The organism is Streptomyces sp. NPDC044044 (assembly GCF_056434405.1).
This window is the reverse complement of sequence record NZ_JBWKFG010000005.1, coordinates 282,691-294,891: the sequence shown is the minus strand read 5'-3', so window position 1 is coordinate 294,891 and position 12,201 is coordinate 282,691. Positions and strand designations below refer to the sequence as shown.

Annotated in this window: 11 protein-coding genes; 6 read left to right on the top strand and 5 right to left on the bottom strand. The window is 71.4% G+C overall.

What is annotated here, in order from left to right:
• Nucleotides 1-3 precede the first annotated feature (3 nt).
• On the bottom strand, nt 4-621 hold the full coding sequence (locus tag AC07AG_RS20945; RefSeq protein ID WP_478756569.1) for a TetR/AcrR family transcriptional regulator: 618 nt from the start codon (nt 619-621) through the stop codon (nt 4-6).
• Nucleotides 622-769: 148 nt separating this feature from the next.
• Between AC07AG_RS20945 and AC07AG_RS20940 the strand changes: the two genes are divergently transcribed.
• Nucleotides 770-1,150, top strand: a complete 381-nt coding sequence (locus AC07AG_RS20940; RefSeq protein ID WP_478756567.1) for a VOC family protein — start codon at nt 770-772, stop codon at nt 1,148-1,150.
• Here AC07AG_RS20940 and AC07AG_RS20935 read toward each other — a convergent pair.
• Nucleotides 1,147-2,751: a FadD3 family acyl-CoA ligase gene (locus AC07AG_RS20935; protein ID WP_478756565.1), complete on the bottom strand. Its 1,605-nt coding sequence runs from the start codon at nt 2,749-2,751 to the stop codon at nt 1,147-1,149. The genes AC07AG_RS20940 and AC07AG_RS20935 overlap by 4 nt on opposite strands.
• Before the next feature lie 126 nt (nt 2,752-2,877).
• On the opposite strand from AC07AG_RS20935, the gene AC07AG_RS20930 reads away from it, so the two are divergent.
• The 3 genes from AC07AG_RS20930 to AC07AG_RS20920 are packed head-to-tail and all read left to right on the top strand — an operon-like array spanning nt 2,878 to nt 5,324.
• Entirely contained in the window at nt 2,878-4,029 is a 1,152-nt protein-coding gene (locus AC07AG_RS20930) for a lipid-transfer protein (RefSeq protein WP_478756563.1), read from the top strand.
• A 60-nt stretch (nt 4,030-4,089) separates the two neighbouring features.
• On the top strand, nt 4,090-4,551 hold the full coding sequence (locus AC07AG_RS20925; protein WP_478756561.1) for a Zn-ribbon domain-containing OB-fold protein: 462 nt from the start codon (nt 4,090-4,092) through the stop codon (nt 4,549-4,551).
• Nucleotides 4,548-5,324, top strand: coding sequence for an enoyl-CoA hydratase/isomerase family protein (locus tag AC07AG_RS20920; RefSeq protein ID WP_478756559.1), 777 nt, complete (start codon nt 4,548-4,550; stop codon nt 5,322-5,324). Before AC07AG_RS20925 ends, AC07AG_RS20920 begins: the two co-directional genes overlap by 4 nt.
• A gap of 142 nt (nt 5,325-5,466) precedes the next feature.
• Here the strand turns inward: AC07AG_RS20920 and afsK are convergent, their stop codons facing one another.
• On the bottom strand, nt 5,467-7,827 hold the full coding sequence (gene afsK, locus AC07AG_RS20915; RefSeq protein ID WP_478756557.1) for a protein serine/threonine kinase AfsK: 2,361 nt from the start codon (nt 7,825-7,827) through the stop codon (nt 5,467-5,469).
• 327 nt (nt 7,828-8,154) lie between these two features.
• Between afsK and AC07AG_RS20910 the strand changes: the two genes are divergently transcribed.
• Nucleotides 8,155-8,802 carry a TetR family transcriptional regulator gene (locus AC07AG_RS20910; RefSeq protein ID WP_249589315.1) on the top strand — a complete coding sequence of 216 codons (648 nt, stop codon included), beginning with the start codon at nt 8,155-8,157 and terminating at the stop codon, nt 8,800-8,802.
• A 115-nt stretch (nt 8,803-8,917) separates the two neighbouring features.
• Here AC07AG_RS20910 and AC07AG_RS20905 read toward each other — a convergent pair whose 3' ends face one another.
• Together AC07AG_RS20905 and AC07AG_RS20900 are read right to left on the bottom strand one after the other, a co-directional pair.
• Complete coding sequence (locus tag AC07AG_RS20905) at nt 8,918-9,394, bottom strand: nitroreductase family deazaflavin-dependent oxidoreductase (RefSeq protein WP_478756555.1); 477 nt, start codon at nt 9,392-9,394, stop codon at nt 8,918-8,920.
• Nucleotides 9,394-10,752 (bottom strand): acyl-CoA dehydrogenase family protein, encoded by a 1,359-nt coding sequence (locus AC07AG_RS20900; RefSeq protein ID WP_478756553.1) that lies wholly within the window; start codon nt 10,750-10,752, stop codon nt 9,394-9,396. Before AC07AG_RS20900 ends, AC07AG_RS20905 begins: the two co-directional genes overlap by 1 nt.
• A 171-nt stretch (nt 10,753-10,923) precedes the next feature.
• On the opposite strand from AC07AG_RS20900, the gene AC07AG_RS20895 reads away from it, so the two are divergent.
• Nucleotides 10,924-12,150: a thiolase C-terminal domain-containing protein gene (locus AC07AG_RS20895; protein WP_478756552.1), complete on the top strand. Its 1,227-nt coding sequence runs from the start codon at nt 10,924-10,926 to the stop codon at nt 12,148-12,150.
• The last annotated feature ends 51 nt before the right edge of the window (nt 12,151-12,201 follow it).

Sequence of the window (12,201 nt, the reverse complement as noted above, 5' to 3'; positions counted from 1 at the left end):
GGGTCAGTCGGCGGCGGGTGCGGTCCCGGCGTCCCCCTCGGTCCCGGCGTCCTCCTCCAGCCGCCGGGCGATGACCCGCAGGCCGACCGCCACGTCGTGCGCCGACGGCGCGTGGCCCGGGTCGATGAGCCACTGCTGGGTCAGGCCCGCGACCAGAGCCATGTGGACCGAGCCGACCGCGCGGGCCGTGTCCGGGTCGTCGGCGGCGTCGATGCCGTGCAGATGGGCGGCCATATCGGGGCGCGCGCGCTCGTACGCGGCGGCGATCTGCTCGCGGATCTCGGGGGCACGCTCGGCCTGCGCGAACGCCTCGGTGCTCGCGACCAGCATGGGCCGGTCCGTGGCCTCGGACCCGATGATGCGGGCCCACATCCGCTCCAGGGTCTCGGGCGCACCGCCCTCCGCATCCGCCGGCCGGTCGACGATCGCCGTGCCCCACTCCATGAGTGTCTCCAGGAGAGCGGCGTTGAGCAGGGCCTCCTTGGAGCCGTAGTGGTAGTTGATCGTCCCCACGGGGGCGTTGTTCGCGGCGGCGGCGATGTCCCGGGAGGTCGTACGGGCGTATCCCCGCTCCTGAAGGCATCGCTTGGCGCCGGTCATCAGCTGTTCTCGGTGTCCCATGGATCCACCGTACAACAGTCTTGAACGTCCGTTCAGAACGGAAGTTCAGAACAAACGTTCATGGGAGCGGATTCGGACGGCATCACTCCGCCCACAGGCCCCGGAAACTCGTTGGACAGCCCCCAGCCCCTCGCGGATAGTGCCGCGCATGACCACACTCGTGCGCCACCTCACGTTCGACTGTTCCGACGCCTACCGCCAGGGCACCTTCTGGGCCGAAGTGCTCGGCGGCAAGCTCTCCGACGAGGACTTTCCCGGTGACCCTGAAGCCCTCGTCGAGGCCGAAGGCATCACCCTGCTCTTCGTGACCGTCCCCGACACCAAGACCGTCAAGAACCGCGTGCACGTCGACCTGCAGCCGCAGGACCGCACCCGCGACGAGGAAGTCGAGCGGCTCCTGGAGCTGGGCGCCAAGCTCGAGGAGGATCATCGCGTGCCCGACGGGCGCGGCTGGGTCACGCTCAGCGACCCGGAGGGCAACGAGTTCTGCGTCGAACGCAGCAGCGGGGAGCGGGCCGGGGCCAACTAGGGCCTGCGGCCGCGCAGTTCGTGCTTGAGGACCTTGCCGCTCGCGTTCCTCGGCAGCTCCGTCACGAACTCGACCTCCCTGGGAACCTTGTAGTTCGCCATCTCGCGGCGTGACCACGCGATCAGGTCGTCCGCCGTGAGCACCGCTCCCGGCCGCCGCACCACGTACGCCTTCCCCACCTCACCGAGCCGCGGATCCGGGACGCCGATCACCGCGACGTCCGCCACCTGCGCGTGCACGCCGATGAGTTGCTCGATCTCCGCGGGGTAGGCGTTGAATCCGCCGACGATGAACATGTCCTTGATCCGGTCCGTGATCCGGAGGTTGCCGGCCCCGTCAAGGACCCCGACATCCCCCGTCCGCAGCCAGCCGTCCGGCGTGACCGCCTTTTTCGTCTCCGCCGGATCCTCGAAGTAGCCCTGCATGACGTTGTGTCCGCGGACCAGGACCTCTCCCGGGTGGCCCGGCGAGAGTGCCTCGCCGCCGGGGCTCACCACCCGTACCTCCGTGTCCGGGATGGCCCGGCCCGAGGTCGACGCGATGGTCTGCGCCGCGTCTCCCTGGCGGCACATCGTCACGATGCCGCTCGCCTCCGAGAGGCCGTACGCCGTCAGGACCGTGGCGATGCGCAGCTCGGTGCGCAGGCGCTCGACCAGTTGCAGGGGGACCACCGCCGCGCCCGTCACCACCAGGCGCAGGGCCGACAGGTCGTGCTGGTCGCGGGCGGGGTGGTCGAGGAGGGACTGGTGCAGGGTCGGCGGGCCGGGGAGGACCGAGATCCGCTCCGCGGCCACGTTCGCCAGGACCGTGTCCACGTTGAAGACCGGCTGCGGGATCATCGTCGCGCCGCGCATCAGGCAGGCGATGATCCCCGCCTTGTAGCCGAAGGTGTGGAAGAAGGGGTTGACGATCAGATAGCGGTCGCCCTCGCGCAGGCCCGCCAGTTCGCTCCATACGTCGTAGCAGCGCAGGGTCTGGGCGTGGGTGATGACCGCGCCCTTGGGGCGGCCCGTCGTGCCCGAGGTGTAGATGATGTCCGAGGGCGCCGCCGCGTCGACGCCGTCCGCGCGCTCCCGTACGTCCTGCCCGCTCACCCCGTCGCCGCTGGCCACGAAGTCCTTCCAGGTACGGAAGTCCTCCGGGGCGTCGTCGGAGAGGACCACCACCTGCTCCAGGTGCGGAAGGCCCGGCAGCGGCCCATCCCCCTTGCCCTCCACGGCTGCGCGGCGCAGCGACGCGACGTACGACGTGCCGAGGAAGGTGCCCGTCACGAAGAGCAGTTTGGCGCGGCTGCGCTGCAGTACGTAGGACGCCTCCGCGCCCTTGAAGCGGGTGTTGAGGGGGACGAGGACCGCGCCCGCCGTCACCGCGCCGAGCGCCGACACGATCCAGTCGACGGTGTTGGGGGCCCAGACGGCCACCCGGTCACCGGAGTTGACCCCATTGGCCATGCACGCGGCGGCTGCCCGCTCCACGCGCCGGCCGAGCTCCTCGTACGAGATCCGGGTGCGGCCGTCGACCACTGCCTCCCGCTCCCCGTACCGCTCGGCCGCCGCCCGGACCAGTCCCGGGATGCTGCCCCACTCCAGGTCGCCGCGCATCGCAAGCCCCTCCGCCGCAGTAGCTGACTATCCGTCAGATTAGCTGTAACCTGACGCGCTGTCAGCAGTCGGGACGACGTATGGCGAAGCCCTGGGGCCTCGCCACTCGCGGAGGTGCCGTTGCCCATGGCTTCACTCAAAGACGCTACAGCGATAGTCGGGATCGGGCAGACCGCGTTCGCCAAACAACTGCCCGAGGACGAGAAGACGTTGGCCTGCCGGGCGATCATCGCCGCGCTCGACGACGCGGGGATCGCGCCGTCCGAGGTCGACGCGTTCGCCTCGTACACGATGGAGGAGACGGACGAGGTCGAGGTCGCCAAGGCCATCGGCGCGGGCGACGTGACCTTCTTCAGCAAGGTCGGCTACGGGGGCGGCGGTTCCTGCGCCACCATCGCGCACCTCGCGGCGGCCGTGGCCACCGGACAGGCGAACGTCGGCATCGCCTGGCGCTCCCGCAAGCGCGGCAGCGGCCCGCGCCCCTGGAAGAACACGGCGGTCCAACTCCCCACCCCCGGCCAGTGGACGCGCCCCTTCGGCCTGCTCCGCCCGGCGGACGAGATCGGGATGCTGGCGCGCCGCTACATGCACGAGTACGGCGCGACCCGCGACCACCTGTTCAACGTGGCCCTCGCGTGCAGGAACCGGGCGAACCAGAACCCGGCCGCGATGATGTACGAACGCCCGCTGACCCGCGAGATGTACATGTCGTCGCGCTGGATCAGCGAGCCGCTCTGCCTCTTCGACAATTGCCTGGAGACGGACGGCGCGCTGGCGTGCGTCATCGTCTCGGCCGAACGGGCACGGGACTGCCGCCAGAAGCCGGTGTACATCCACTCCGTCGCCCAGGGCCTGCCCGCGCAGCACCACGGGATGGTCAACTACTGGAACGACGACCCGCTGACGGGCCCGGCCTGGACGGCGGCCCGCCACCTCTGGAAGCAGGCGGACTTCGCACCTCAGGACGTGGACGTGGCCCAGATCTACGACGCGTTCACCCCCCTGATCCCGCTGTCCCTGGAGGGATACGGCTTCTGCGGCCGGGGCGAGGGCGGCGCGTTCACGGAGGGCGGCGCACTGGAGAGCGGGGGCCGCCTGCCGATCAACACCGGGGGCGGCGGCCTGAGCGAGGCGTACGTCCACGGCTTCAACCTCATCAACGAGGGCGTGAAGCAGCTGCGGGGCACGAGCACGGCGCAGGTGCCGAACGCGGCCACGTGCCTGGTGACGGCGGGCGAAGGTGTGCCCACGTCGGCGGTGCTGCTCCGGGCCCCGTAAGGGGCGTGGGGAACTGCGCGAGCAACCACGACGGTCCCGCACCCGGAAGAGGACAACCACATGGCAGACGCGACGACAGAGACCGAGCCCCTGCTGTCCCCCACGATCGACAAGGACGGCGCCCCCTTCTGGCAGTACGCCGCCCAGGGCGAACTGAGGATCCAGGCCTGCGCCAACCCCAGCTGTGGCGAGCTCCGGTTCCCGCCAAGGCCCTGCTGCCCCCACTGCCAGTCCTTCGACAGCGAGTGGCGCCGCATGAGTGGCAGGGGCCGCATCTGGTCCTACGTAAGGCCTCACCCGCCCCTGCTCCCCGCGTACGCGGCGAACGCCCCGTACAACGCGATCATCGTCGAACTGGCCGACGCCCCCCGTATCCGCCTGGTCGGCAACCTCGTCGCCGCCCCGGACGCGCCCCTGAACTCCGTCGACCCCGACCGCCTCCGCATCGGCGCGAGGGTGCAGGTCGCGTTCACCGACGTGGACGGGATCACGATGCCCCGCTGGCTCCTGGAGCGGCCATGAGCCTGCGCACGGCATTCGACAAGGAGACGGGCGTGGCGGTCGTGACGCTCGACCGCCCGGCCCGCCACAACGCGATCGATCCCGATACGGCCGCTCAACTCACGGCCACATGGCGTGAGTTCCGCTTCGACGACACCGTGCGGGCGATCGTCCTCACCGGGGCCGGGGAGAAGGCGTTCTGCACCGGCATCGACCGGGACACGGACGTGCCGCAGCCCGGCTCCCCCTACTCGATGGACGATCCGCTCCTGTCCATCGGCCCCAAGGCCAACGACCTGTGGAAGCCGGTCATCGCCGCCGTCAACGGCATGGCATGCGGGGGCGCCTTCTATCTCCTGGGCGAGGCGGAGTTCGTCGTCGCCGCAGAGCACGCCACGTTCTTCGACCCGCACACCACGTACGGCATGGTCAGCGCGTACGAGGCGATCCTCATGGCGCAGCGGATGCCGTTCGGCGAGGTAGCCAGGATGTCGCTGATGGGGACGGCCGAGAGGGTCTCCGCGCGGCGGGCGTACGAGACGGGCCTGGTCTCCGAACTCGCGCCCTCGGATGAGCTGTTGGCGGCGGCGACCAGATCGGCGGCGGTCATCGCGTCCTGTCCGACCGAGCCGGTCCAGGGCACGGTACGCGCCCTGTGGTCGGCGAAGGAGGCGACCCGCGCCCAGGCCCTGTCCCAGGCCCCGCACCTCATCGCCCTGGGCAACCTGCCACCGGAACGGCAGGCGGGACTCTTCACGGGGCGGGGGCGCGAAACCGGCTTCCGGACCAGGTAGGGGCCTGTCCGTCCGCCTGGCAGGGTTCATGCACTCGGCGTAACGTCACGAGTGGACGGCCGCCGTCCGGAGCCCCTTCCAACGCTGGTGCGACGGCCGTCACGAGGCGCGGCCCGCATCCGGGGGCGCCTCGGGCCCACGCCTAGGACCGGGCGGTGCCGGTGCCCCGCTCCGCGTCCAGCGCGTACACACACCGGTCCTTGCTGCACGCGTACACCACGCCGTCCCGCACCACCGGCGCCCCGGTGATCTCGCCGCCCGTGGCCAGCTTCCAGCGCAGGCGGCCGTCGTCCGCCTTCAGCGTGTACAGCAGGTGGTCCGTCGAACCGAAGTGGATCCGCCGGTCGGCCACGACGGGGGTGCCGACGACCTCGCCGCCGGCCTGGAAGCGCCACTTCGGCGTTCCCGTGACCGCGTCGAGCGTGTAGAGCCCCTTGCCGCTGCCCACGTGCACATGGCCATCGGCGACCAGCACGGGCTCGATCGACGCCCGGGACTCCGTGGCGATGCGCCAGCGGTCGCGGCCGTCCGTGGCGTCGAGGGCGTACACCGTGCCCAGGTAGTCCGCGAGGTACACGCCACCGCCGGTGACCGCGGGGCCCGGCGCGAACGTGGGCGGACACAGGAACGCGGCGGGCGCCTCGAAGTGCCACCGGACGTGACCGGCGGCGACGTCGATCGCGAGGACGCGTGACCCCGCGGACACGTACACGTACCCGTCCTGCGCGGGCGCGAGCCGCACCGGGACGCCGCCGCAGGAGGCCGCGTCGCCGATGGGGTACGACCACCGCTCGTCGCCCGTGCGGGCCTCCAGGGCACGCAGGCGCGCGCCCTTCCAGACGTAGACCGTGCCGTCGTGGACGACGGGTCCCGCCTCGGGGGTCTCGAAGTCGGTCTGGGCCCCGGTGATCTCCCAGAGCTTCTCGCCGTTCGCGGCCTCCCAGGCCTGTACGCCGCCGCCGCGCGTCCCGGTCACGACGGTGCCGCGGTCGGCCTGCAGGGAGTACACCCAGGCGTCGGTCGAAAGGCGCCAGAGGTCGTTGCCGTCGGCGCCGTCCAGGGCGTACAGCGTGGGGCCGTCGGATGCGTGGATCCGTCCGTCGGCGACCGCCATGGACCAGGCGACGTCCCGCGTCTTGAAGCTGCGGCGGCCCGTCCCGACGTCCAGGGCGTGGACCTCGAAGGACGTGACGTACACGAGGTTGCCCGCGACGGCGGGCGTCCCCCACACGTCGTTCGACATCCGGAACCGCCACGGCCGCCACGAGGCCCCGGCGTCCGGCGCGACGGCGGGCGCGGGCACGACGGGGTCGACGCCGTTCGCCGCGGCCTTGGACCGCGACCACGAGGCGGCGAGCCCGGTGTCGGCGGGCACCGCTCCCACGGCGGCGGCACGCGCGTCGGCCACCCGCGGCCCCGGACCGATCGGCACCTTCGCCCCCGCGAGGTGCACGGGCCCGGCGTCCGGCACGCCCCCGAAGGGCGGCGGCTGCGTCGGCGGCACCGGCGGCGCGTGCTGCGGAGGCGGCGGTGCGACGGCGGGGGCGCCGCCACGGCCGCCGCTGCGCCCGGAGGAGGCGAGCGCGGCCCGCACGGGCGGACGGCCGCCACGGCGTGCCTCGATCAGCGCGACGGCCCGCTCCGGCAGCCACGCGGACGCCGTGCCGCTGTCGCCGTCCTCGCTCTCCGAGGCGAAGAGGTGCGGGGCGAGCTGGGCCTGGAGGTCGGCGGGGCTCGGCCGCAGGACCGCCTCCATCTGCATGCACGTCTCGATCAGCGGGCGCAGCTCGTCCGGGAGCCCCTCCAGGTCAGGGCCTTCCCGGAGCAGCATGAAGACGGTCTCCACGGGGTTGGCCCCGTGGAAGGGCGCGTGCCCGGTGGCGGCGAAGACGAGCATCGAGCCGAGCGAGAAGACGTCGCTCGCGCCGGTCACGCTGCGTGAGTCCTTCGCCTGCTCGGGCGACATGTACGCGGGGGTGCCCACGGCGACGTTCGTCATGGTCAGCCGGGTGTTGGAGACGCCGGACGCGATGCCGAAGTCGATGACTCGCGGTCCGTCCTCCACCACGAGGACGTTCGACGGCTTGAGGTCACGGTGGACGAGGCCCGCGCCGTGGATGGACTCCAGGGCCTCGGCGACGCCCGCGGCGAGCCAGCGCACGGCCTGCGTGGGCAGCGGCCCGTGTTCATTCACTATTTCTTCGAGCGAGGGAGCGGGCACGTAGGCGGTGGCCAGCCACGGCACGGCCGCGCGCGGGTCGGCGTCCACGACGGCGGCCGTGTAGAAGCCGGACACGGCCCGTGCCGCCTCGACCTCACGCGTGAAGCGGACACGGAACAGCTGGTCCTCGGCGAGCTCGGTCCGCACCGTCTTGATCGCCACGCGCCGCCCTGACGCGGAGCGCGCGAGGTAGACAAGGCCCATGCCACCGGCTCCGAGCCGGCCGAGCACCTCGAACGGGCCGATCCGCCTCGGATCGTGCTGCGTCAGCTGATCCACCACTTGCCCTGCCACCTCCCCGTACGCGGGCGCCGTATGAGCGGCCCCGTGCAGCGTCTCACCACCGAGCCGCTCCGGCGGCACGCACCCTGATTCTTCCTGTCCGGGGCGGTGGTTGCGAACCCGGGGCGGGATCGGGGTGTTGTGGGACAAAGAAGACGCAAGAAGAGGGAGATATGTGAGCGAAATTTGATTCGAACACACGATCCATTTGAAGGTGCTCCTTCACCGGCGCACGAAACAGAGAGGAATACGCCCCTCAATACGGCCCTCAACCCCATTTGCACTCGGCCGAATCGCGCTCCGATCACCCCTCGGTAAGCTGACGGCATGACAGGACAGGTACGTACCGTCGACGGCCGCGTGGCCGGTCGGCGCGGTCAGGCGACGCGTCAGAAGCTGCTCGACTGCCTCAGCGAGATGCTCAGCTCCTCGCCCTACCGGGACGTCAAAGTCATCGACGTCGCCCGGAAGGCGGGGACTTCACCCGCGACCTTCTATCAGTACTTCCCGGACGTCGAGGGCGCCGTCCTGGAGATCGCCGAGCAAATGGCGGCAGAGGGCGCCGAGTTGACCCAGCTCCTCGACGGCCGCTCATGGGTCGGCAAGGCGGGGTGGCAGACCGCACAGGAGCTGGTCGACGGCTTCCTCGACTTCTGGCGGAAGAACGACGCGATCCTGCGGGTCGTCGATCTGGGCGCCGCGGAAGGTGACAAACGCTTCTACAAACTCCGCATGAAGATCCTGAACTCGGTCAACAACTCCCTTACGGACACGGTCAAGGAGCTCCAGGCCAAGGGCAAGGTCGACAAGGACGTCAACCCCGCAGCCATGGCCGGCTCCCTCGTGGCGATGCTCGCCGCGGTCGCCTCGCACCAGCGGGGCTTCCAGTCGTGGGGCGTCAAGCAGACCGAACTGAAGCCGAACCTCGCACTGTTGGTGCATCTGGGCGTAACAGGCAAGAAGCCGACGAAGTAGGGCATCCCATACGTCTTCTCTTCTGACGCTTCCCAAGTCCTGTCACCGCAGCGGCGGATCACGGTGTTCCAGTGATCCGCCGCTGCGTTCCCCATTCAGCTGCTCCGCCGTCCAGCTACTCCACGCGCCGCTCCAGGCGGAACAGACGGATCTCCCGCTCCACACGGGACTGATACGTCGCGTACGGCGGCCAGAACTTCAGCACCGCGTCCCACGCCGCGGCCCGCTCCTCCCCCGCCAACAGCCGCGCCCTGACCGGAATGTCCGCGCCCTGCCAGTTGACGTCGGCATCCGGATGGGCGATGAGGTTGCCGGTCCAGGCGGGGTGCCCCGGGCGCCCGAAGTTGGAGCCGATGAGGATCCAACTCCCCTTGTCCTCCGGCATGCAGGCCAAGGGAGTACGCCGCGCAAGCCCGCTCTTGGCGCCGCGCACCGTCAGGATCACCCCCGGCAGCATCTTCGCGCTGAGCAGCACCTTGCCGCGCGTGAGGCGGTGCACCGTGCGGTCCATCGCGGGGATGAAGTGCGGGGCGATCTTCGCGAAGGTCCGGGTGGACGACATCTTCTGCATCAGACGAACACCGGGCGGCATCAGACGGCCGCCTTCGGCTGCGCTTCGGAGGCCGGTGGCTTCGGCTTCGGCTGCACTTCGGACGCCGGTGGCTTCGGCTGCGCTTCGGACGCCGGCGGCTTCGGCTGAGCCGCAGACTCCGATGCCTTCGGCTGAGCCGGGGAAGCCGATGCCTTCGGCTGCCCTTCGGGCTCCGGCTCCTTCGCCGGGGCGAACAGCTCGGCCCGTTCCGCCGCACGCGCCCGCAGCCGGTGCACGGGACCGAAGAGCAGCTCGTCGCTCGACGCCCGCTTGAAGTACAGATGCGCCTCGTGCTCCCAGGTGAATCCGATGCCGCCGTGCAGCTGCACGGCCTCAGATGCGGCTGTCCGCAGCGCGTCGAGCGCCTGCGCGAGCGCGAGGCCGCCCGCCTGCTCGGAGCCCGCCCCCGCGGCCCACGCCGCGTAGTACGCCGCCGACCGCGCGGCCTGCACCTGCACATACACGTCCGCGAGCCGGTGCTTGACGGCCTGGAAGGAACCGATCGCCCGCCCGAACTGCTCGCGCTGCTTGACGTATTCGACGGTCCGCTCAAGGGCACGGTCCGCCGCGCCCACAGTTTCCGCGGCGAGCACGGTGGCGGCGGCGTCACCGGCCGCGGCCAGCGCGCCCGGCACATCGGCGTCGTCGGCGTCGCCGAGCAACTCGGCTTGCACGTCGCGCAGTTCGACCCGGGCCTGCGGCCGGGTCTCGTCGAGGGAGGTCTGCCGGGTCCGTACGAGTCCCGCGGCGTCCTCGCGCACGAGGTAGAGGAGCGTGCGGGAACGGGCGAAGCCTCCCGTGTGCGCGGCCACGACGAGCAGCCCCGCGCTGTGCCCGTCGAGGACCTGCTCGGCCTGGCCGTAGAGCCGCCAGACACCGTCCGAGAGCTTGGCCTGCACGCCGCCCGCACGGCCACCGCCCGACCAGTCGCCGAGGTTGTCCCCGACGAGGCCGAGCGCGGTGGCGAGCCCGGTGCCGGGCACGGCGAGCGCGGCGGTCAGACCGCCGTTCGCGATGCGGGGCAGCAGCTCCGACCGCTGCTCGTCGGTGCCCAGGCGCTCAAGGAGCGGGGCGACAAGGGCGGCGGTGGCGAAGAGGGGCGAGGGGGCGAGGGCCCGGCCGAGCTCCTCGCTGCTGAGGGCGAGGTCCGCCGGGCCGCACCCCACGCCCCCGTACGTCTCGGGGATGGCGATGCCCGGCAGGCCGAGCTGTTCGGCGATGGCGGACCAGAGGGCCGCGTCGTGTCCGGCGGGAGTGCGGACCGCGGCCTTCACCTCGTCCGGACCGCAGCGTTTGGTGACGAGCTCACGAAGGGTGCGGCGGATTTCTTCCTGCTCCGCGGTGAAGGCGGCGTCCATCGGCGGGCTCCTCCCCCGGGTCGCGGCCGTGCCCCTCGGCGCCGTGCACGAGGGCGAGCCGTCCCGGATCTGACGGGCCGTCATGCTAAGACGGCGCCCGCCAGATGCACAGGGCCGCGACGACACGTAACACCTCCCTTGGTCAACTACATCTGATGTACCGTCAGATTCATGCCAACTCCCCTCCCTTCTAGCCCTCGTGAGACGTCGGCCGGTGCGGGCTCGGCGGCGACCCGCCCGCGCAAGGTGGCCGTCGTCGGCATATCCCTCTCCGACTGCGGCCGCGTCGACGAGGCCACTCCCTACGCCCTGCACGCCCAGGCTGCCCGCCGCGCCCTGGCCGACTCGGGCCTCGGCCGCGAGGTCATCGACGGCGTCGCCTCCGCGGGCCTCGGCACGCTCGCCCCGGTCGAGGTCGCCGAGTACCTCGGCCTGAAACCGCGCTGGGTCGACTCCACCTCCGTCGGCGGCTCCACCTGGGAGGTCATGGCGGCCCACGCGGCGGACGCGATCGCCGCGGGACGCGCCAACGCCGTACTCCTCGTGTACGGATCGACGGCCAGGGCGGACATCAAGGCGAGGCGGCGCACGTCGAACCTGTCGTTCGGCGCGCGCGGGCCCCTGCAGTTCGAGGTCCCCTACGGCCACTCCCTGATCTCCAAGTACGCGATGGCCGCGCGCCGCCACATGCACGAGTACGGCACGACCCTCGAACAGCTCGCCTCGGTCGCGGTCCAGGCACGGGCGAACGCGGCCACGAACCCCGACGCGATGTACCGCGACCCGATCACGGTCGACGAGGTCCTGGCAGGCCCGATGATCGCCGACCCCTTCACCAAGCTGCACTGCTGCATACGCTCCGACGGCGGATGCGCGGTGCTCCTGGTGGCGGAGGAGTACGTGGCCGACTGCGCCTCGACACCGGTCTGGGTGCTCGGTACCGGCGAGCACGTCTCGCACACGACGATGTCGGAGTGGGAGGACTTCACGGTCTCCCCGGCGGCGGTGAGCGGACGCCTGGCGTTCGAGCGGGCGGGAGTGCGCCCCGAGGACGTCGACGTGGCGGAGATCTACGACGCCTTCACCTACATGACCCTGGTGACCCTTGAGGACCTGGGGTTCTGCGCGAAGGGCGAGGGCGGCGCGTTCGTGGAGAAGGGCCGCCTGCTGCGGGACGGCGAACTGCCGACGAACACGGACGGCGGCGGCCTCTCGGCCCAACACCCGGGAATGCGGGGCCTGTTCCTGCTGGTGGAGGCGGTACGACAGCTGCGCGGCGAGGCGGGCGAAGGCCGCCAGGTGCGCAAGGCCGGAGGACGGCTCCCGGAGGTGGCGGTGGCTTCGGGGACGGGCGGCTGGTTCTGCTCGTCGGGGACGGTGGTGCTCGGGCGGGGGTAACGCGGCCGACCACCCTGTGGGCCGCGGGGCTCGGGGCCGCTCCTGTGGACC